19 protein-coding genes are annotated in these 22,272 nt (G+C 39.7%); 12 read left to right on the forward strand and 7 right to left on the reverse strand.

The annotated features are described in order from the left end of the window. Positions 1-4: 4 nt before the first annotated feature. Complete coding sequence (locus ABLC00_RS08905) at positions 5-1,234, reverse strand: GGDEF domain-containing protein (RefSeq protein ID WP_002050016.1); 1,230 nt, start codon at positions 1,232-1,234, stop codon at positions 5-7. 320 nt (positions 1,235-1,554) lie between these two features. Here ABLC00_RS08905 and ABLC00_RS08910 point away from each other — a divergent pair, with 320 nt between their 5' ends. Further along, positions 1,555-2,307, forward strand: a complete 753-nt coding sequence (locus ABLC00_RS08910) for a TenA family transcriptional regulator (RefSeq protein ID WP_033846300.1) — start codon at positions 1,555-1,557, stop codon at positions 2,305-2,307. 47 nt (positions 2,308-2,354) lie between these two features. Here the strand turns inward: ABLC00_RS08910 and ABLC00_RS08915 are convergent, their stop codons facing one another. Further along, a complete protein-coding gene (locus ABLC00_RS08915; RefSeq protein WP_033846299.1) occupies positions 2,355-3,494 on the reverse strand; it encodes a helix-turn-helix domain-containing protein in 1,140 nt (379 codons plus the stop codon). Between the two features lie 157 nt (positions 3,495-3,651). Continuing rightward, a complete protein-coding gene (lipA, locus tag ABLC00_RS08920; RefSeq protein ID WP_033854177.1) occupies positions 3,652-4,638 on the reverse strand; it encodes a lipoyl synthase in 987 nt (328 codons plus the stop codon). Positions 4,639-5,001: 363 nt separating this feature from the next. Between lipA and ABLC00_RS08925 the strand changes: the two genes are divergently transcribed. Genes ABLC00_RS08925 through ABLC00_RS08950 form a run of 6 tightly spaced genes read left to right on the forward strand, consistent with a single transcriptional unit; the run spans position 5,002 to position 11,848 of the window. After that, positions 5,002-5,964: a thiamine pyrophosphate-dependent dehydrogenase E1 component subunit alpha gene (locus tag ABLC00_RS08925; protein ID WP_001177517.1), complete on the forward strand. Its 963-nt coding sequence runs from the start codon at positions 5,002-5,004 to the stop codon at positions 5,962-5,964. Positions 5,965-5,977: 13 nt separating this feature from the next. Then, positions 5,978-6,997 (forward strand): alpha-ketoacid dehydrogenase subunit beta, encoded by a 1,020-nt coding sequence (locus tag ABLC00_RS08930; RefSeq protein WP_001133053.1) that lies wholly within the window; start codon positions 5,978-5,980, stop codon positions 6,995-6,997. A 1-nt stretch (position 6,998) separates the two neighbouring features. Next, the gene (locus tag ABLC00_RS08935; RefSeq protein ID WP_044422260.1) at positions 6,999-8,534 is read left to right on the forward strand and encodes a 2-oxo acid dehydrogenase subunit E2; all 1,536 of its coding nucleotides are present in this window, start codon (positions 6,999-7,001) and stop codon (positions 8,532-8,534) included. 10 nt (positions 8,535-8,544) lie between these two features. Then, positions 8,545-9,948 (forward strand): dihydrolipoyl dehydrogenase, encoded by a 1,404-nt coding sequence (lpdA, locus tag ABLC00_RS08940; RefSeq protein ID WP_033846296.1) that lies wholly within the window; start codon positions 8,545-8,547, stop codon positions 9,946-9,948. Positions 9,949-9,974: 26 nt separating this feature from the next. Further along, a complete protein-coding gene (locus ABLC00_RS08945; RefSeq protein ID WP_033846295.1) occupies positions 9,975-10,760 on the forward strand; it encodes an acetoin reductase in 786 nt (261 codons plus the stop codon). Between the two features lie 29 nt (positions 10,761-10,789). Then, complete coding sequence (locus ABLC00_RS08950) at positions 10,790-11,848, forward strand: 2,3-butanediol dehydrogenase (protein WP_033846294.1); 1,059 nt, start codon at positions 10,790-10,792, stop codon at positions 11,846-11,848. Between the two features lie 47 nt (positions 11,849-11,895). Here ABLC00_RS08950 and ABLC00_RS08955 read toward each other — a convergent pair whose 3' ends face one another. Further along, on the reverse strand, positions 11,896-12,807 hold the full coding sequence (locus tag ABLC00_RS08955; protein ID WP_348941061.1) for a bestrophin family protein: 912 nt from the start codon (positions 12,805-12,807) through the stop codon (positions 11,896-11,898). Positions 12,808-12,876: 69 nt separating this feature from the next. Then, positions 12,877-14,148, reverse strand: a complete 1,272-nt coding sequence (locus ABLC00_RS08960; RefSeq protein WP_033854175.1) for a sigma-54-dependent Fis family transcriptional regulator — start codon at positions 14,146-14,148, stop codon at positions 12,877-12,879. A gap of 191 nt (positions 14,149-14,339) precedes the next feature. Here ABLC00_RS08960 and ABLC00_RS08965 point away from each other — a divergent pair, with 191 nt between their 5' ends. The 4 genes from ABLC00_RS08965 (at position 14,340) to ABLC00_RS08980 (ending at position 18,861) form a co-directional block, all read left to right on the forward strand. Further along, positions 14,340-15,035, forward strand: coding sequence for an MBL fold metallo-hydrolase (locus tag ABLC00_RS08965; protein ID WP_016805533.1), 696 nt, complete (start codon positions 14,340-14,342; stop codon positions 15,033-15,035). A gap of 12 nt (positions 15,036-15,047) precedes the next feature. Continuing rightward, positions 15,048-16,703 (forward strand): bifunctional protein tyrosine phosphatase family protein/NAD(P)/FAD-dependent oxidoreductase, encoded by a 1,656-nt coding sequence (locus ABLC00_RS08970; protein WP_033854173.1) that lies wholly within the window; start codon positions 15,048-15,050, stop codon positions 16,701-16,703. A 251-nt stretch (positions 16,704-16,954) separates the two neighbouring features. After that, positions 16,955-17,746: a sulfite exporter TauE/SafE family protein gene (locus tag ABLC00_RS08975; protein WP_004708887.1), complete on the forward strand. Its 792-nt coding sequence runs from the start codon at positions 16,955-16,957 to the stop codon at positions 17,744-17,746. Between the two features lie 110 nt (positions 17,747-17,856). Next, positions 17,857-18,861, forward strand: a complete 1,005-nt coding sequence (locus ABLC00_RS08980) for a homoserine dehydrogenase (RefSeq protein ID WP_033846290.1) — start codon at positions 17,857-17,859, stop codon at positions 18,859-18,861. 31 nt (positions 18,862-18,892) lie between these two features. Here ABLC00_RS08980 and ABLC00_RS08985 read toward each other — a convergent pair whose 3' ends face one another. Next, positions 18,893-19,810, reverse strand: a complete 918-nt coding sequence (locus ABLC00_RS08985; protein WP_004887318.1) for a DMT family transporter — start codon at positions 19,808-19,810, stop codon at positions 18,893-18,895. 166 nt (positions 19,811-19,976) lie between these two features. On the opposite strand from ABLC00_RS08985, the gene ABLC00_RS08990 reads away from it, so the two are divergent. Then, on the forward strand, positions 19,977-20,831 hold the full coding sequence (locus ABLC00_RS08990; RefSeq protein WP_002050074.1) for a helix-turn-helix domain-containing protein: 855 nt from the start codon (positions 19,977-19,979) through the stop codon (positions 20,829-20,831). Positions 20,832-20,849: 18 nt separating this feature from the next. Here ABLC00_RS08990 and chrA read toward each other — a convergent pair whose 3' ends face one another. Beyond that, positions 20,850-22,199, reverse strand: coding sequence for a chromate efflux transporter (gene chrA / locus ABLC00_RS08995; protein WP_004887316.1), 1,350 nt, complete (start codon positions 22,197-22,199; stop codon positions 20,850-20,852). Positions 22,200-22,272: the final 73 nt, after the last annotated feature.

A 22,272-nucleotide genomic window follows, 5' to 3' on the forward strand; every position in this document is an offset into this window, starting at 1 on the left:
ATTATTAGGTTAAATCTACGATTTGTTCTTGATTTACAGCAATTTGATACTGATTACGGCCATTTGTTTTTGCCTGATAGAGCGCATGATCAGCACGACTAACAAAAGCAGAAATTGAATCATTTAAACGTGGAATTGTTGTTGCCACACCCGCACTAATGGTTACGTATGGTGAAACACTGCTACATGGGTGAACAATGGCGATTTTTTTAATTGCATTCATTAATCTTTCGACTTGAATTTGAGCTTGTTGTGCATTCGTCATAGGGAAGAGCAGCAAGAACTCTTCGCCGCCATAGCGAGCAACTAAATCTCCACTACGAGCAGCAATTGAAGAAATCGCAGTCGCAATATCTTTTAAACACTGATCGCCTTTAAGATGTCCTAAGGTATCGTTATAGGGTTTAAAGAAGTCGATATCAACCATCATAATAGTAAGTGGTGTTTCATGGCGCAGTGCACGACGCCACTCATTATCAAGTGTTTCATCAAGATAACGTCGGTTAGCAAGTCCGGTTAAAGCATCTTGTTGTGAAAGCAAAGACAACTGCTGCGCTTGTTGCATGAGTTCAATACGGTTGAGTTCAATCATACAGTTTTGTAAATAGTTTTCCCGGTGTTGACGGTCTGTAGCGTAGGCAAGCGTCATTCCTAAGAAACTACTAAACGTATATGTGCGGTTCAAAAACGTCCAATCTATATCGCCTTTTACATAAGTACTGACTAAAATACCAACAAGGCCACCGACCCATCCTGCAATGATTGCAGTATAAAAGCGCATACCTACCGCGCCGTAGATAATCACAATGGCATACATCATTGCTGCATGAAAAAGAACATTATCTTGGCCATTTTCTAAAACGTTAATTAAAATAAATGTTATGGCAACTGCAGCAGCAGATCCAATTCCGACATAATAATCAAACCACTGATTTAATTTTTTAATAAATGATAAAATCCATGCGATTAAAACAATTATGCCTACCCAAGAATAATAGCTTAACCAGGATAAAACTTGGTCGGTTGGTAAAACTTGGTATATACCAAAGCTTAAAAATAAATATAATATTAAAATAATAGGTGCTCTATAGCGAAACTCATAGGCTGCACCATTTTGATATTGAAAACGATAGATCGTTTCAAGTTGCTTTGGAAACCATACGAAATTCAATCCGCGTGTGGTTAGTAAATCTATTTGTTCCTGTCCCAATATATTGGAACCTTGCAACTTCATAATTAATGCTCTCTATATTGGAAGTTGGCATAAAATGCGACTTGTTTTATTAAAGTTCCATCTAAAAGTATTGGTTATATAATGTGGGGTTTATTCAAAATAATAATACAGATTTTTTAAAAAAGTAATGATTTTTATAGGCCCTTATTGTGATAAAAATCACGACATTTCAATGATTAGCGTCACAATTATCTAAAGATTCAAAACCTTTGAGAAAAAATTACAAATGGTCGATTAAAGATTGTATCTTTATCATTTTCGGATAGACTTATAGCCGTGAAGTACAGATGATTGCTGTCATATAAATAGGAAAATTAGCAATGACTGCTCTAAATCAATATGGAATGAGTTTAGAAATTACGCCGCATAATGGATGGTCTCAGCGGTTTTGGGAGGATCTTTTACCAGTTAAGGAACGGGTGAGTAAACATCCGTTTTTTACTGAAATGGCCAATGGGGGATTGAGCCTAGAAAGTTTCCGTTATGCTTTACTTAATTTCTATCCATTGGTAGCGCATTTCCCGTCATATATGGCTGGTGCGTTAGCTAAAGCAACTGCTTTTGCAGAACCAGGTGTAACAGAAACACGAGACTGGTTAATTCAAAATATTAAGGTCGAAGAGCGCCATTTACAGTGGTATCGTGATTGGGCTAAAGGTTTTGGATTAACTGTAGAACAGCTTGATAGCGTGCGCCCCCCAGCTGCAATGAATGCTGTGAATCACTTTTTATGGAATATGAGTCATCGCGGTAACTTGGCTGAATGTTTGGCTGCGGCCAATTTGGCAATTGAATGGGCGACAGGTGATTGGTCTATTCAAGTTTATAAAGGTATTCACGCTTATACAGATCATCCTGAGGTCACTATTGATAAACGCTCTTTAGCATGGTTACGTGCTCATGCTCATTATGATGATTTACATCCTTATGAAGCCATGGAGCTGATTAAACGTTTGTGCAATGAACGTCCTGATTGGCAGCAAAAAGCATTTCATGCTGCTGAAGAAGGGTTACGTTATTATGAACTAGCTTTAGATGATTGCTATAGGGTACAGCTTCAAGCCTCCGCTTAATTTCATTTAAAAGAGGGAGAATATTGTTAGATATTCTCCCTTTTATTTTATTCAAGCAATTTTAAGAGTTTTGTCCGATAAGGCGTTTCTTCAGGCAGAAGCTCAAGTAAGCGTTCAACGGCATCTACACGGTCAGGAACGCGGCTAACCACACGTAATAGTTGGTCTACATCATCAATTTGATAGATAACATGACTCAAGCGGGCATCAAAGCAATCTCTCCAAGCACACAAAAATGGGCTTTCTGATTTGGCTAAAAAACTACCTCTATACAGTGTTAAAGTGGTGGCAGTAAAACCTAAGTTTAATGCTTGCTCAGCCATAAGAAAGTCACATTGAATTTCACAGTTAAGTCTATATGGTCGTGACTCGATAACATCGGGAATCAGGTTTCGAAGCTGTGAAAGTTCAGCTTTTAGTGTAGTGGTACTCACTGGCCGATCGCCATATAAAGCATAGTGAAGCTCTTCTAGGTTTATGCCTTCCGGGCATAAAGCAAGGATACATAAAATTTCGATTTGGCGCTGCGTGAGTGTTAAACCATGTTGGTTATATTGAATTTTAGGTGTGCCTAGCGCTTTAATATATAAAATGTTCTTTTGATGAAGTTGAATGGCTTGTTTTACAATATCGGCACAGCGTTCAACCGCTAAAATTCCCAGTGAATTATGCTTTTGATACTTAGTTGATAAGTTCATAATGCCATAAAACTGGCCTGTGTTTGCATCGGTGATCGGAGCTGCATAACATACCCAGTCTCTAACACTGTTCATCTGGTTTTCATGTGAATAAACACAGCTTGCTGAATGTGTATTCAGGGCAAGACCAATTGCATTTTGACCAACTGCTTGAGTTGACCATTGTCCACCTTCAACAAAATGGACTTGTTCAGCAGATGAACGCATAGGTGTACTACTCCATGTCCAGAGTAAAGTACCATGGGGGTCAGTTACCCCAATTGCCATATCTGCATCTTCAGCAATATGCATCAAATTTCTATGGCACTCTTGGATTGAACGACCAAATAAGGAATGTTGCCATTCCTGATCTAGATCAAATATAGGAGCCGCATCTAGATCGAGTGACGGCTTTTTTCCTAAACAAGGTATTTCCGAGATTGTTTCCGGTCTAAAGAAAGACGGAAGGTTGTCTGTAGAAGGCAATAATAATTGTTTTGACATATCCATATCGAAGTTCCTTTATCGTTGAAATGGCGTATCCGTGGCCGCTCAACAGGTTTAGCTTTCTTATTGTGACTATTTCCTCGTTATTTCATTTACCTTAAATAATTTTAAACAGTTTGACTATTATCCTATTGGGTAAGTTTTGTTATTTCGCCTCGTCCTATGACAAAACGTCCTCTCTTGAAAATGGCTTTGGTGCAGGTTCACCGAAATATTGCCGATCGGCAAAATAGCTAGAACGGACCATTGGTGCACTCCAGATATTTTTAAAGCCTAAACGCTTGCCATGCTGTGTGTATCTTTCAAATTCTTGTAAATTCACAAACCGGTGAATAGGTGCATGTGATTTAGAAGGCTGTAAATATTGTCCAATTGTCACTAAATCTACATCATGATCTTTTAAATCGTTGAGTAGAGCAATAACCTCAGCTTCAATTTCTCCTAACCCTACCATTAGGCCGCATTTAGTTTTGATATCAGGACAGTATTTTTTATAACATTTTAATAAATTTAACGAATGCTCATAGTCCGAACCGGGACGCATCGCTTTATATAAACGTGGCACTGTCTCAATATTATGATTAAACACATCGGGTGGTGATAAGCTTAATGTAGAGAGTGCTGTTTCTAAACGGCCACGAAAGTCTGGAACTAAAATTTCAATTAGCGTGTCTGGACAACGATTTCTGATTTCTTCAATACACTTCACAAAATGTGCTGCGCCACCATCGTGTAGATCATCACGATCTACAGAGGTAATGACTACATATTTTAAGTTTAGATTAGCGACCGTCTCAGCTAGATGTTTAGGTTCATTTTCATCTAAAGGCATTGGACGACCATGTGCTACATCGCAGAAAGGACAACGTCTTGTACAAATATCTCCCATAATCATAAATGTTGCCGTACCACCACCAAAACATTCAGGTAGATTTGGACATGCGGCTTCTTCGCAAACACTATGTAGTTTTTGTTGGCGTAATAAATTTTTGATACGTTGAATTTCTTCGAAATCAGTTATTTTTGCTCGAATCCATTCAGGTTTTTTAGGTAATTCTTCGGTAGGTAAAATTTTAATAGGAATACGAGAAACTTTATCTATTCCTCTTAATTTAATACCTGTTTCTATTTGCCTTTTTAAGTCCATATATAAAATTCCATTTTATATTAAATTAATTTGCAACCAGACTGTTTATAATAAAAACCTTATTTATATAAACAAAAAATAAAGAATTTATTAATGCGTATAGTGCACAGCAAACATTATAAATTAATAAAGGTTGGTTAAAGGTTTGTTTTATAAACACATGAAATGAATTAAAATTTTTTAATTTTATTTTCGCTAGTTAAGTTTGTGAAAAATAAAAAATAATAGCTACAAAAATCATTTAAAACTTTTTAGTCTAATAGCATATTAAATTAAATTGAGCTTTATTATTTATAGCGAAATATATAACTCTCGCTGAAACTTGGTTGATTTTAAATAATCAAGATAATAAAGGAAAAGGATATGCAATTAACGGAAGAGCAATTACTCGCAGCATATAAACGCATGCGTGATATTCGTGAATTTGAAGATCGACTTCATGAAGAAAATACCAATGGTGATATTCCAGGCTTTATTCACTTATATAGCGGAGAAGAAGCTGTAGCAGTCGGGATTTGCGAGAACTTAACCGACAAAGACTATATCACTTCAACACATCGTGGACATGGACACTGTATTGCAAAAGGCTGTGACATTCACGCCATGATGCTGGAAATTTTCGGTAAAGATGACGGGCTGTGCCGTGGAAAAGGCGGTTCTATGCATATTGCCGACTTAGATAAAGGTATGCTCGGTGCCAACGGGATTGTGGGTGGTGGACCTCCTTTAGCAATTGGTGCAGCTTTGACAGCAAAAACCTTAAAGACTGGTGGCGTCGGACTGTCTTTTACAGGTGACGGTGGCTCAAACCAAGGCCTTACTTTTGAAGCGATGAACATGGCTGTTGTTCTTAAACTTCCAGTAATTTTCGTTTTTGAAAATAACGGTTTTGGTGAAGGTACTGGTCATGATTACGCAGTAGGAAGCAAAGACATTGCTGGCCGTGCAGCAGGCTTTGGTTTACCGGCAGTTAAAGTTGACGGTACAGACTTCTTTGCTGTCTATGAAGCCGCACAAACTGCCATTGAACGCGCGCGCCGTGGTGAAGGTCCAAGCGTGATTGAAACCATCACAAACCGTTTTTATGGCCACTTCGAAGGTGACCCTGGCTTGATTCGTTCTAAAGAAGAAGTCGAGTTCATTAAAGAAAATAAAGATCCTTTGAAAATTTTCCGTGAGAAAGTCAAAGGCAAAATTGATGAAGCCAAACTAGACGAGATTGACGCAGCTTCAAAGGCAAATGTTGATGATGCCGTTGCAAAAGCTCGTGCTGCGGCATATCCGAAACCAGAACAACTCCTTACTGACGTCTATGTCTCTTACTAAAGGAATAGTAAAGATGCCAAATAAAAGTTTTCGTAATGCAATTAAAGAAGCCATTGAATCAGAAATGCGTCGTGATCCAACCGTATTTGTTGTTGGTGAAGATGTTCGCGGTGGACACGGCGGTAAAAATACTGAAGAAAACCAGTTAGAAGGTTTCGGTGGTGTATTGGGCGTAACCAAAGGCTTATGGACAGAATTTGGTTCGGAACGTGTTATTGATACGCCAATTACCGAGTCTGCAATTATCGGTATGGCTGCTGGTGCTGCAGCAACAGGTTTACGTCCTGTTGCCGATTTAATGTTTATGGATTTCTATGGTGTGTGTCATGACATGCTCTATAACCAAGCCGCTAAATTCCGTTATATGTTTGGTGGAAAAGCAAAAGCACCCATGGTTGTACGTGGCATGATCGGTGCAGGTTTTTCTGCAGCAGCTCAGCATTCTCAGTCACCGTATAACGTATTTGCTGCGGTTCCGGGCTTAAAAGTTGTAGTTCCATCTAGCCCATATGATGTGAAAGGGCTGTTAATTCAGGCTATTCGTGATGACGACCCTGTAGTGTTCTGTGAACATAAAATGCTCTATGACATTAAAGGCGAAGTTCCAGATGATGCCTATACCATTCCTTTTGGTGTGGCAAATTACACCCGTGAAGGGACAGACGTGACCATTATTGCTTTAGGCCTGATGGTACACCGTGCTAATGAAGTAGCAGACAAACTGGCAAAAGATGGTATTTCGGTTGAAGTGGTAGACCCTCGTACGATTTCACCTCTGGATGAAGAAGGAATTTTAGAGTCTGTTGCATCGACTGGGCGTGTGGTTATTGTGGATGAATCAGCAGCACGCTGTGGTTTTGGGCATGACGTTGCTGCACTGATCGCGCAAAAAGGTTTCCACTATTTGAAAGCACCTGTTGAACTCGTAACGCCACCACATACGCCTGTTCCATTCTCTCCAGTTTTAGAAAAAGAATGGATTCCAAGTGTAGAGCGTATTGAGCAAGCTGTGCGAAAAACATTGGAGGCTTAGGATGAGCGAAATTAAAACGCTGGAGATCCCGAAATGGGGATTATCCATGGAAGAAGGCACGATCGCCCAATGGTTGATTAAAGAGGGTGATAGCTTTAATAAGGGTGATGAAATTTGTGAAATTGAAACCACAAAAATCGTCAATGTGTTAGAAGCGCCTTTTACTGGGACGCTCCGTAAAATTTTAGCGAAAGATGGTGATACTTTACCTGTTGGTGGCCTTATTGCCGTATGTGCTGATAGTGAAGTTTCTGATGCAGAAATTGAAAAGTTTATCGCATCACTAGATGGTTCAGCAGCTCAAGCACCCGAAGCATCTTCGGAGCAAAGTAAAGCGGAAACAACTGCACCTGTTGCTGAAAAAGCAGAACAACCACAGACTGTAGCAGCTAGTGCTTCAGCTCCTGCAAAGGTAGCGAAAGATGACTACGCTGTACCAGAGTCATTACAAGGTTATCAAACATCTAATGAGTTGTTTGCAACGCCGCATGCCTTGAAGCTTGCAGAAAAACACAATGTAAACTTAGCAAAAATCACAGGTTCTGGTCGTGAAGGACGTATTAGTGTTCAAGACATCCAGAAGGCTGTACAAGCTGCTGGTGGTCAATGGCCTGATGTTAAGCAGCAAACTCAAGCTAAAGTGGTTAAATCTACTGCCGATGATAGCCAAGTTTTAGCGACGCCTGTAGCACGCCGTTTAGCAAAACAATGGGGCATTAACCTAAATGATTGCCGTGTTTCAGGTACTCGTGGCCGTGTTTGTAAAGAAGATGTTGAGGCAGTTTACTATCGTAATAACCCAACATCGGTAAATGAACAACCTGTGCAATGTGCAGCTCAACCACAATCGACAATTACAACTGTGGCGATGAATGGGATGCGTAAAGCGATTGCTTCACGGTTACAGGCTGCAAAACGTAACGCACCGCATTTCCGCTTAGTGGTCGATCTTAATGTAGAGGCTTTGCAAAAACTACGTAAGCAGATTAATGAGACTGTTCCACAAGTGAAACTTTCGATTAATGACATGCTAATTAAGGCAGCGGCGGCGGCACTGATTAAAGTACCTGAGGTGAATGTTCAATTTGATGAGGCGACTCAATCAATTTTACAGTTCTCTCAAGCGGATATTTCGGTGGCCGTAGCGATTCCAAACGGTTTAATTACACCAATTGTGAAAGCTGCGAATCAGAAGTCTTTAGCACAGATTTCTGATGACATGCGTGATTTGGCAATGCGTGCCAAGACTGGCAAGTTACAACCTGATGAGTTTCAGGGAGGCAGCTTTAGCATTTCAAATTTAGGAATGTTAGGCATTAAACAGTTCGATGCCATTATCAACCCACCGCAAGGTGCAATTATGGCATTAGGTGCTTCTGAATCACGTGCTGTTGTTGAAAATGGCAATGTAGTGGTTCGTGAGATTGTCACAGCGACGTTGTCATGCGATCACAGAGTCATTGATGGCGCAGTTGGGGCGAGATTCTTGGCCAGCTTTAAGCAGTTTGTTGAAAACCCTGCTTTAATTTTGGTGTAGGAGAACCCGCATGTCAGAAACTCAATTTGATTTAATTGTGATTGGCGCGGGACCGGGTGGGTATGTGGCTGCAATTCGTGCAGCCCAGCTCGGGTTAAAAACCGCAATTGTAGAAGAGCAACATTTAGGCGGAATTTGTCTAAATTGGGGCTGTATTCCAACCAAAGCTTTGCTTGCAGGGGCAGAGCTCGCAACCCAGTTTAAACATGCCGGACAGTTTGGTTTTCAGGTATCCCAACTCGATTTTGATATTCAAAAGCTTGTGCAACATAGCCGACAAGTGTCAGCTCAATTAGTACAAGGCATCGATTACTTGCTTAAAAAGAATCAGGTGACCGTGTTTAATGGTCGTGCTCAGCTTACAGCTAAAGAAAAAATTGAAGTGACAGATGCTCAAGGTAATAGTCAGGATTTGAGTGCACCACATATCATTTTGGCAACTGGAGCTAAAGCTCGACATGTTCCTCAGCTTCCTGTCGATGGAACATATGTCTGGAGCTATAAAGAAGCGCTTGTTCCAGAGCAGTTACCGAAAAGTTTACTGGTTGTAGGTTCAGGTGCAATTGGTAGTGAGTTTGCTAGCCTTTATCAAGATTTGGGTTGTCAGGTGACGCTTATTGATTTAGCCAAGCAGATTTTACCAACTGAAGATGCGGAAGTTGCCCAATTTGTCAGAAAACAATTTGAACAAAAAGGTATGAAAGTCTTAACCGATGCTGTCGTTCAAAGTATTCAGATTGAAAATGAGCAAGTCCACTGTGTGGTTGAAACGGCAAATGATGTTCAAACGCTTGTTTTTGATCGCGTGCTTTCGGCAATTGGTGTACAGCCGAATACCACAGGGCTAGGACTAGAACGTTTAGGTGTAGAACTCAATCCACAAGGTTTTGTGGCAATTGATGACTATTGTAAAACCAACGTAGCAGGACTTTATGCCATTGGTGATGTGGCTGGTGCACCGTGTCTTGCCCATAAAGCAAGTCATGAAGCCATAATATGTGTCGAGAAAATTGCTGGTGTAGCAAACGTCCATTCACTCGATCGTAACCAGATTCCGGGTTGTATTTTTACTCATCCACAAGTGGCGAGTATTGGTTTAACTGAAAATGTAGCAAAAGCTAAGAATCTACCTATACGTATTGGTAAGTTTTCTTTAACTGCAAATGGTAAAGCTTTGGCAATTGGAGATGCGTCAGGTTTCGTTAAAACAGTGATACATGCAGAGACGGGTGAATTACTTGGTGCACATATGGTCGGCCATGAAGTGACCGAACATATCCAAGGATTTGCCATTGCGAAATATCTAGAAGCAACTGATGAAAGTTTAGCTCAAGTGATTTTCCCGCATCCAACATTATCAGAAGCCATGAATGAATCCATTTTGGCTTCAATGCAACGAGCGATTCATATGTAGAAATTCTACATTTACAGGAGTTGAACATGGTTAAGGGATTAAAAAATAAAGTCGTTTTAGTGACTGGGGCAGCTCAAGGCATTGGCCGTGGGATTGCCCTGCGCTTGGCGCAAGAAGGGGCACATATTGCATTAGTGGATATTAAACAAGATCGACTAAACGATGTGCAGCAGGAAATTCAGGCTTTAGGTGTAAATGCGAGCACTTTTATTGCTGATGTAAGTGACCGCGAGCAAGTGTATGCCGCTATAAATCATGCTGAGCAGACCCTTGGTGGGTTTGATGTCATGATTAATAACGCTGGAATTGCCCAAGTTCAAGCGATTGCCGATATCACACCCGACGAATTTCAAAAAATTGTTGATATTAATATTGGTGGAGTGCTGTGGGGAATACAGGCTGCTGCTGCAAAATTTAAGCAGCGGCAACATAAAGGTAAAATCATTAATGCTTGCTCAATTGCTGGCCACGACGGGTTTGCTTTACTCGGTATTTACTCAGCAACCAAATTTGCAGTACGTGCTCTTACTCAAGCTGCAGCAAAAGAATATGCCAGTCACGGTATTACGGTAAATGGATATTGCCCCGGAATTGTCGGAACTGACATGTGGGTTGAAATTGATAAGCGTTTTGCTGAAATTACGGGCGCAGCAATTGGTGAAACTTATAAAAAGTATGTAGACGGCATTGCTTTAGGTAGAGCCCAAACACCAGACGATGTAGCTGCATTAGTTGCTTTTCTGGCAAGTGAAGATTCGGACTATATTACGGGTCAATCCATTTTAACGGACGGCGGAATTGTCTATCGCTAAAACAACATCCTGATTTGAGGGAGATAATAATGAAAGCAGCGCGTTTTTATGACAGAGGCGATATTCGCATTGAAGATATCCCTGAACCAGACGTCACTCCCGGCACTGTAGGTATCAAGGTGGCTTGGTGTGGAATTTGTGGTACAGATTTGCACGAATTTATGGAAGGGCCGATTTTTATTCCACCGTGTGGACATTCGCATCCTATTTCAGGCGAATCTGCGCCGATTACCATGGGACATGAATTTTCAGGGGTGGTCTATGCCGTAGGTGAAGGTGTTGATGATATTGAAATTGGTCAGCATGTCGTTGTAGAGCCTTATATTGTGGCTGATGATGTACCAACTGGACCGGGCGATAATTATCATCTTTCTAAAAATATGAACTTTATTGGTTTAGGCGGCCGTGGTGGTGGTTTGTCGGAGAAAATTGCAGTTAAACGCCGTTGGGTACATCCGATTTCCAATAAAATTCCACTGGATCAGGCAGCCTTAATTGAACCGTTATCGGTTGGGCATCATGCTTTCGTACGTAGTGGTGCAAAGGCTGGTGATATTGCACTGGTTGGTGGAGCTGGCCCAATTGGTTTATTACTTTCGGCAATTTTAAAAGCGAAAGGACTGAAGGTTATCATTACTGAGCTAAGTGCAAAACGTAAAGAAAAAGCCAAAGAGTCGGGAGTTGCAGATTATATTTTAGACCCATCAGAAGTTGATGTTGTTTCTGAGGTCATGAAAATCACAAATGGCGATGGTGTCGATGTCGCGTTTGAATGTAGTAGCGTTAACAAGGTATTAGATACTTTGGTTGCGGCAATGAAACCAACAGGCGTTATTGTTATTGTTTCGATTTGGAGCCATCCAGCATCAATTAATGTGCATAGTGTGGTAATGAAAGAGCTTGATGTAAGAGGCACGATTGCCTATGTAAATGACCATCAGGAGACTATTAAACTGGTTGAAGAAGGTAAAATAAATCTGGAACCTTTTATTACTCAGCGTATTCAACTTGATGATTTGATTTCACAAGGTTTTGAAACCTTAATTCATAACAATGAATCGGCAGTTAAGATTATCGTACATCCATAAATAAGTACTTAAGCCTATAAAAAAGAGCGAATCATCGCTCTTTTTTATTAAAGTAAATTATTGTTTTTGGCTTCAATAATAGGAGGTAATGGCTGTCCTAAAGAGCTTAAAGACTCTCGCTCAATTAAGCGAACAATTGAATCGAGCGGTAAATCATTTTCTTGTAAACCAAAAGGTTCTTCAATTTGAGCACTTAAAGCATCTAGCCCTAAAAACATATAAGCAATTAAACCCACAATAAGCGGTGTCCAAATACCTAAAGCTGCTTCAAGGCTAAAAGGTAATATGAAACAAAAACAGTAAACAGCACGATGTAAAAGTACTGAATATGAGTAGGGTAAAGGTGTACCGGCAATACGGTCACAACCCGCTTGAATATTGCCTAACTCAACAATATGACGCGTCAGAGTGCTATAGATAATGTCACTAATTTCGCCGTCTTTTAGAGCCTTGACTAAATCTTTTTGAATATTTTCGAGTACAAATTGTGGTGCATTAATATGCTCATTTAAATAATCAAGTGAGGAGTTGTTTAAATAGGCATGTTCAAGAAATTTGGTTGGTTCAGCGGTTTGTTGGCGTAAGCGATCACGCAATAAATTGCTAAAAATTAAGACCTGATGAATTAAATGTTCACGTTGTTCATTGGATAAAACATGGCTGTCTCTAACAATATGTCTGGCATTGGCAATTAAAGCACCCCAAAGTTTGCGACCTTCCCACCATCGTTCATAACAGGCATTATTTCGAAAACCCGTACAAATGGAAAGAATCACGCCAAAGATAGTAAATCCAATCGCGGGTACAGTAGGAATTTGAATCCAGTGATAATAAGAGAGCCAGACCACACATGCTGAAATAAGTACAACAAAACTTAGTGCTGGCAAAACCTTGGGTAGAACAGTTCCTTTCCATGCAAATAAGAGTTTAAAAACGCTGCTTTTATCGCGAACAATCATAGAAAGCCTTTGAACTAACGGACCTAACCAACTGCAATATGATACGCCTTAGATGAGTTAAATACCTAGCTAAAGCTTGTGCTTTTGTCTGTATCGCCAAAGAGTAGTGCGGCTAATTCCAAAAATATTCGCGACCATATTTAAGTTATGGTTATATTTTTCTAAAGCGGCTTGCACATTTTCTGGACTCAGCTCTGTATTTGTCTCGGGTAATTTAACGTAATCCTCAGCATTCAAAAGCTCATTTGGTAAGTCTTCGACTTCAATTTCAACCTTACCATTTGCCATGGTTAATGCATAAAGCAGAGTGTTTTTTAGTTCACGAACATTTCCCGGCCAGTCATAGTTCAATAAAACTTGCATGGCTTTTTGATTAATATGGCGAGGCATCGATTCGAGTTGGGCTGAGCTTTCTTTTAAAATTTGATCGACAATCAGTGGAATATCGACTTTTCGTTCTCTGAGCGGCGGTATAAAAATTGGAATTACACGCAAACGGTAGAGTAGATCATGGCGGAAACGCCCAGCTTTTGCCTCTTCGCGCAAAGCTTTATGTGTTGCGGTAATAATTCGGACATTGGCCTGAATCGGTTTTTCACCACCGACAGGAGTAAATTCCCCTGTTTCTAAAACCCGTAGTAATTTAGCCTGAAGCTCTAAAGGAATCTCGGCAATTTCATCTAGAAACAACGTTCCGCCAGCAGCACGTTCAAACACGCCTTTATGGTCACGAATTGCTCCTGTAAAAGCACCTTTCACATGCCCAAATAGTTCACTTTCTAAAATATTGGCATTGAGAGCAGCACAATTAATCGCTACAAAAATTTTATTTTTACGTTGGCTATAATCATGAATTGCTTTTGCCACAAGCTCTTTGCCACTACCAGATTCGCCGCGAACAAGCACTGGAAATTCAGTAATTGCCACTCTTTGAATAATTGAAAACATACGGGTCATTTCTGGCGAGCAGCTATTAAAAACCTTGGACAAGTCTTGCAACTGTTCTGTTAGCTCTACTTGATTAGCAATATCATTCTCTATGTTAATAGGCTGTAAAATATGTAGCTTCCCGATAATGCGATGCTCGGCAATATAAATATCATGTTCTTGATAGATAAATCGCTGTCTCATTTTAGGAGTATTGATCTCAAGATATTGATTGTGGTGGTCTTGAGTAAGCGCTGCCATGCTCTCAACAGAAATGTCATCTGTATTAAACTTATAATGAATTGCTTTAGTTGATGTGTCTGCTAAAAACAGGCTCGCATTTGGAAAGAGAGCCTTAAGCTGCTCAAATAAAATATAAAAATCCTGTTCTGACTCAAAATTTAGCTTTGCCATTTTATTTGTTTCACAATCGTTTCATTGAAACATACTTGAGTTTCATAGGAACATCAAGTTGATTCCTTTTTCTATCTTTAATTTTATTAAATGTTATAAGTATTTAATTTTTATATTTATTATTTAATTTTAAATAATTGGCATCTTATTTGCAAAATATAGGAAAGAAATAAATTATTAGGGTATAAATCATGTTCTTTAAGCAGTTTTTTGAGCAGGAAAGTTCGACTTATACATATATGCTTGGATGTGAAGAAACACGAGAGGCTGTTTTAATTGACCCAGTTGCATCAGATATAGAGGTTTACACAAAAGAATTAGAACAGCATCAATTTACGCTCATTTACACCTTAGATACTCATGTTCATGCAGATCATATTACGGCCGCAAATTTACTTCGTGAACGCTTTCATTGCAAATCGGTTTTACACCGAAACTCAGATGTAAATTGCGGAGATATTTTAATTACAGATGGTTGCATGCTTAAAGTCGGCAACCTCAGTATTGAAGCGCGTTATACACCAGGTCATACCAATGCTTGTACGAGTTACCTAGTTGGAAATATGGTTTTCACTGGTGATGCATTATTAATTGATGGCTGTGGTCGCACTGACTTCCAGCAAGGTAATGCAGGCACACTTTATGACAGTATTCATAAACAACTTTTCAGCTTGCCTGACGAGACTATTGTGTATCCGGGACACGATTACAAAGGTCGTCTATCTTCAACGATTGGTTATGAACGCTTAAATAACTCACGTCTAGGTCAAAATCGCTCGCGTGAAGATTTTATTAAATTAATGAATAATTTAAATCTTCCATATCCAAAACAAATCGATAAAGCACTTCCTGCCAATCAGGCTTGCGGCTCAATTTCACAATCATAAGAAGGTAGCAATATGGAACTTAAACGAGTTAATCAAGATTTTTATGTTGCTGGCCAGATTACAGTCGACGATATTGCAAAAATTGCAGACCAAGGAATAAAAACTCTGATATGTAACCGTCCAGATGGAGAAGGTGCAGATCAACCCAATGTAATTGAAATTGAAGAAGCAGCTCAGCGACATAGTCTAAAGGTAATTTATCAACCTGTTACCAGTGGCAAAATTACCGATCAACAAGTTACCGAGTTTAAGCAGCTTTATCAGAATGCCCAAAAGCCCGTTTTAGCGTATTGCCGTTCTGGTATGCGTGCAATCAGTTTGTGGGCTTTGGCTGAAGTTGCTCCACAAGATGCAGCACTGCTAGTTGAATCGGCTAACAAACTTGGTTTTAACTTAAAAGGCTTAGTGCCACGTATTTTAAAACATGATTATGAACCAGCGACAATTCCTTGTTATAGTGTTGTGATTGTGGGCGCTGGAGCAGCAGGAATTTCTGTAGCTTCGAGCTTACTGTCTCGCGAACCTCATTTAGATATTGTCATTATTGATCCGGCAGACACACATTATTATCAACCAGGTTGGACCATGGTCGGTGGCGGTATTTTTAAGCCACAATTAACCGCACGGTCAATGGCAAGTGTAATTCCTTCAAAAGTGAAATGGATGAAAGCTGCGGTTGCCGGATTCGACCCTGAACATAATCAAGTTATTTTGGAAGGATGCCAGACCATCCAATATAAAGCATTGGTTGTCTGTCCTGGTTTAAAACTGAATTGGCATGGCATTGAAGGTTTAGTCGAAACCTTAGGTAAAAATGGGGTGACGTCTAACTATCGTTATGATTTAGCGCCCTATACATGGGAACTTGTGCAACAACTAAACGGTGGAAAGGCAATTTTCACTCAACCACCTATGCCGATTAAGTGTGCGGGTGCTCCTCAAAAAGCGATGTACCTTTCAGCCGACTACTGGTTAAAGCAAGGCAAACTTAAAGATATTTCTATTCATTTTTATAACTCAGGCGGTGTTTTATTTGGTGTGAAGGAATATGTGCCTGCACTCATGCAATACGTTGAAAAATATGGCTCTGAACTTCACTTTAATCATCAACTGGTCAAAGTAGATGGGCCTGCAAAAAAAGCATGGTTTAAGGTGGTGAATGATGAAAATGCAGCATTGGTCGAAACAGATTTCGACATGTTGCATGTTGTTCCACCACAACAAGCACCTGATTTTATTCGTGCAAGTACTCTTACTGATGAAGCAGGCTGGGTGAGTGTGAATCCTCAAACCTTACAACACACACAACATGCCAATATTTTTGCTTTAGGCGATGTGATGAATGCACCTAATGCCAAAACTGCTGCTGCGGCGCGAGCCCAAGCCCCAATCGTTGCTGTAAATGTGATAGCGCAGCTCAAGGGGAAGCAGAACTTCTGTGAATACAACGGCTATGGCTCATGTCCACTTACCGTAGAGCGTGGAAAAATCGTTCTAGCTGAGTTTGGTTATGGCGGCAAATTGCTTCCTAGTTTCCCAAAATGGGTGATTGATGGGCAAAAGCCATCTCGTTTGGCATGGTTACTTAAAGAGCAGATTTTACCGCCAATTTATTGGCAAGGCATGCTCAAAGGTCGCGAGTGGATGGTCAAACCTGAGCGAGGATAAACAAAGCAACGCTTTGTCCGAGCGCAAGGCGAAAGCTGTGCTTGAGCGGAAGAGGATAAACAAAGCAATCTTTATCCTGAGAAGCGACTAAAGCTTCGCAAGAAGACGAAAGCTGTGCTCGAGTTAAGAGGATAAACAAAGCAATCTTTATCCTGAGAAGCGACTAAAGCTTCGCAAGAAGACGAAAATCCACTTACTCATTAACCAGCAGTCTACTGCAAACAATGTATATGCAATTTTAGGCTTTTAATATGTTATTACTTGTCGTTGAAGGCATTGTGATTGGCTTTTTACTTGGTCTTACTGGTGCGGGTGGTGGCATTCTTGCCGTACCCGCACTTATGACCAGTCAAGGCTGGAGCGTGGCTCAAGCCGCACCGATAGGGTTATTGGCTGTTGCGCTATCTACACTCATTGGAACTATTGAAGGTTTATTTAAAAAAATAGTTCGTTATCGTGCTGCAATCTGGATTGCCTTAATTGGTGCCCCTATGGCACATATCGGCATTTTAATAGCTAACACGATTTCACCTGTTTGGCTCATGTTAATGTTTAGCTTGGTCATGTTTACAGTGGGCTATCGACTTATCAGTAACCGAGTTTCGGATTTTCATAACCCGCCGTGTCAGGTCAACCCAAGTACAGGGCGTTTTATCTGGAATTTTAAAACTGGTGGCGTGCTTGCCAGCATCGGGATTATTGCTGGGCTTTTAACTGGTATGTTAGGGGTTGGTGGTGGATTTGTAATTGTGCCAGCGCTTAGAAAAGTCACCAATTTGGATATGCATAGCATTGTTGCAACCTCACTTATGATTATTTTTCTCATCAGTGGTATAAGTATTGTGATGCATATTGCAGAGGGTTTTCACTATCCAGTTGCCATTACCAGCGCATTTGCACTTGCATGTATGGCAGGTATGTTATTAGGGCGCCGAGCTATTCGTTTTATTCCAGCGTCAATTGTACAAAAAGTCTTTGCTTTAATGGTTTTTGCTGTCGCAATTTATATGGTTATTAAGATTGTTAATCTAACAAATATCTAAGAGATATAGTATTTTAACCATCCTTATGAATACTAAATTTCCAGAGATAAGATGTTTAAATTATCTTTGGAAATTTCATTTAAAACATTTAAATTTTTTGAGAAAGCGATATGAAGCGAGTTAACGTGGCAATTTGTGGTTTTGGACGGATTGGACAACAAATTGCAGAGCTCCTTTTAAATCGAGCGACGTACTATAAACAAAAATATCAAATTGATGCCCATTTAGTGGGTGTCTGCAACTCATCATCAGGTTTAATTGATCAAGAGGGTTTGCAGGCTTCAAAGTGGCTAGATAAAACACAATATCAAGTAGGCCTAACAGAGCAAAAGTTTTTAGAACAGGTTCAAGCAGATGTCATTATTGAGACCGGACCAAGTGATTATGTGACAGGTGGGAAAGGCCTATTTTATTTAAATTATGCTTTAACACATAACATGCATGCGATTGCGGTATCTAAAGGTGCTTTAGTCGTAGAAGGTAAAAAACTAATTAACTTGGCACATCAGCACAATAAAAAACTATTTTTTAGCGGTGCGACGGCTGCCGCCTTACCAACTGTTGATTTGTTTGAATATAACTTGGCTGGTTGCCAAATTTTAGAAATAGAAGGTGTGTTTACAGGCACCACAAATTTTATTTTGAATGATATGTTGCAACACGAATGTGCATTTACAGAATCTCTTGAAAAAGCTCAAACAAAAGGTATTGCAGAACCTGACAGTTCATTCGATGTAGAGGGATGGGATACCGCGGCTAAAATTACCATATTAGCCAACACTGTTTTGGGGGCTGATATAAAAATTCAAGATATTCCAAGACAAGGAATCAGTCACGTGACTGCCGATCATATTCGTGACTGGAAGAAAGAAAATGTAATTCCTCGTCTGGTCGGTTTTATTCATGTTAAAAAGCAGCAAATTCAAACAGGTGTTGAATTAAGACTAGTTACAGCAAATCATGCGTTTGCTCATCTGCAAGGTTCTCAAAAATGCATTCGGGTGTTAACACAAGAAATGGGTGAGCTTGTTGTAAGTGGAGGGGCATCTGCGCCTTTAGCCACAGCAGCCGCAGCTTTAAAAGATTTTGAGCTGATGTTAAAAACGGGCTACTAAAATTAATTATGATTTATAAAAAAAGCAGGCTTTAAGCCTGCTTCTCACAATTTTTTTGAGTGTTAAATAACTTCTTTCCAATTTCAAACTTACTAAACATTAAGTAATTACCAAGCAAGATTAGCAAAATTCCAAATACAGCATTTAAAGTCCACTCATATCCTTCAAAGAAAGTAGAAACTGTTAAAGCAACTAAAGGGAATAGCAATGTGCTATACGCTGCTTTGGCTGCGCCAATTCGTCCAACTAAAGAAAAATAAGCAGAGAACCCAATAACTGTGCCAAATACAGCTAAGTATAGTACCGAGCTTAAAAATGGGAAATTCATCGGCGGCATTAAATCTTGTCCAGTAAATAAAGCTAGACTTAGCATCACCAATGCCCCATAAGTCATGGCATAACAATTTGTTGAAAAAATATTTAGGCCACGTTTTTGGTGTCTAACACTAATCATATTCCCTAAAGAAAAACCGTAAGTGCCTATTGCACATAGCCCAATACCCATTAATAACTGTGCATTAAACTGACTATTAATCAGGTCATGCCAAAACAGTAAAACAATACCACTTAGACCCAAAAGTGCAGCTGGCGCAAAGTTTGGAGAAGGTTTCTGCTTAAAAAAGATAAGTGCATTAATGGCATTAAAGAAAACGGCCATTGAAAAAATGACGGACTCTAAACCGCTATTTACATATTTAACAGCGGTATAAAAACAAATAAAGTTTAGGCCAAAAACACAAAGACCCTGCAGCATACAGAACAAATGATCTTTTAAAGCAATTCGCTGTAATTTTCCTGAAAATAGTAAAACAACCCAAAGTAATAAGGCTGAAATGGCAAAACGCCATAAAATTGCAACGACGGGTGTTGCATAATAGCTCTGAACGGCAATTCCAATCCATGTTGTTCCCCAAATCAACACCACCGCAACATAGAGTAAAATATTCATAACTTCATCCTCGATTACCAAGCTTAAGTATCTAGGAATGCTTCATTTTTCACGTATATATTCTTGTGTAGTACATGCAAGATCTTGCGTTTTTTATATGTCTGAACTAGCTGAATTTTACTGAATATGGTTAACTTAAGCTCAATGATATTCGTTTTAATTTTGCATGGCCTATCAAACTTTAGAACAGCTACAGCAATCTAAAGCCAAGCTTCACGAAACTGTGGTGCTTGATGAAAATATGCAACTTGCATTTTGGTCTAATCAGCAAGATCGTGTAAGTGTCTGTAGCGACCACCATACTTTGAGTCTCTATATCCAAGATGGTTATGAAAGTTATCAAAAAACACCTGCAGGCTGGAAAAATGGTGGCGGGCCAGGGCGTTTTTGTTTGTTGCCTGAGCATCAAGAGTCGACTTGGGATATACGAGGTGGGCTTAAATTTGTTCACTTGTATTATACAGACCAACATTTACGTGATGTTGCCGAAAAAATATGGGACAAAGAACCTAATCAAATTGAGTTAAACGAAGTTGTCTTTAATGACGATGAACGGATTCGAGCACTTTATCAGTTCTTCTTGCTAGATTGCGATTGGCAAGATTCTTCAAATCATTTGCAAATGAGTACAACAGCAAGTTTATTGCTAAATCATTTAATTAGAAGATACAGCAGTGTTCAATGGCAACAGCCTATTATTAAAGGTGGGTTGGCACCTCATAAGCTCAAATATATTCAGGAATGGATTGAAGATCATCTAGATCAGGCTCTCACTTTGTCTGATTTGGCAAATGTTGTGAATTTAAGCGAATACCATTTTGCTCATATGTTTAAACAGTCCATGAATATGGCGCCTCACCAGTATGTCATGCAAAGACGTTTAACTAAGGCAAAAGGACTCATTCAGTCATCTCAGCTTTCTTTACAAGACATTGCCCTAGTATGTGGTTTTAGTTCAGCAAGTCATTTAAGCCATCGTTTTAAACAGTTTTATGGCATGAGTCCTTCACAATTACGTTAAAGAACTCATGACTAATTTCTATAAAAGATAAACCCCTAAACCAATCAGTGCCGAAGCAAAAATGACATACAGCACATTAATGTTAAATCGGAATAAAGCAATAAATGCAGCAAGAGTAATGAGGGCTGCAACAATGTCAAAATGCCCTGTAAAGCCTTGTGGCCATAACACATGATAACTAAAAAATAGTGCTAAATTTAAAATGACGCCGACCACAGCCGCGGTAATTGCAGTGAGTGGTGCAGTAAATTTAATTTCGTTATGTGTAGACTCAATAATCGGCGCACCCGCAAAAATAAAGACAAATGAAAATAGAAAGGTAAACCAAGTCACAATAACTGCACCGAGTGCTCCAGCAAAAAATAGATGCTCAGAACCAAGTAGTGAATGATTAACACCTCCTAAAAAACCAACAAAGGCAACGACCATAATCAGTGGACCAGGAGTAGTTTCACCAAGTGCCAAACCATCAATCATTTGTGTAGGTGAAAGCCATCCAAAATGATTGACAGCGCCTTGATAGACATAAGGTAAAACTGCGTAAGCGCCCCCAAACGTAAGCAGCGCAGCTTTAGTGAAGAACCATGCCATTTGGGTATAAGAGTGATGCCATCCGAAATATACGCCTAAAGCTAAAATGGGTAATAACCATAAAATGATTGCTATAAAAATAAGTCTGGCTAACCGTGACCAGTGGAATTTAGCGTGTTCTGGTGTCGGAGTCTCATCATCAATAAATGCTGGGCCATAATCTTTTTGACTAGCTTTATGACCAGCAGTTGAGGAAAGTAGCTCAGGGTACTTTTTACTAACTAAATAACCTGCAATACCAGCGGTTAAAACGATAAGCGGGAAAGGAAGCTTTAAGACAAAGATGGCAAAGAACGCCGCAATTGCGACGACCCATAAAAACTTATTTTTAAGCGAACGACTACCTATACGGTATGTCGCATGGAAAACAATTGCGGTGACGGCAGGCTTTATCCCGTAAAAAATACCCGCAATAACAGGAACATCTCCAAATTTTATATAAACCCAAGACAGCCCAATTAAAATAAATAAAGAGGGTAATACAAATAAAATACCGGCAACCAAACCTCCCGCAGTTCTGTGCATAAGCCAACCAATGTAAGTTGCTAATTGCTGCGCTTCAGGTCCAGGTAACAACATGCAATAGTTCAGTGCATGTAAAAATCTTTTTTCTGATATCCAGCGCTTTTGTTCAACCAATTCCTGATGCATCACAGCGATTTGTCCAGCAGGCCCCCCAAAGCTAATAAAACCAAGCTTGAGCCAAAATAAGAAGGATTGCCAGAAGGTGACTTGTTCCACTGAATCATCAGGGGTATTTAATTGTTTTTGTTGCATATTATCCCCTAAAAAATAATAGTAATTTTTACGTTTATGGCACAACGGAGTATGTTTTATAGCATAACAAACA

Source organism: Acinetobacter nosocomialis (assembly GCF_041021905.1).
Lineage (GTDB): Bacteria > Pseudomonadota > Gammaproteobacteria > Pseudomonadales > Moraxellaceae > Acinetobacter > Acinetobacter nosocomialis.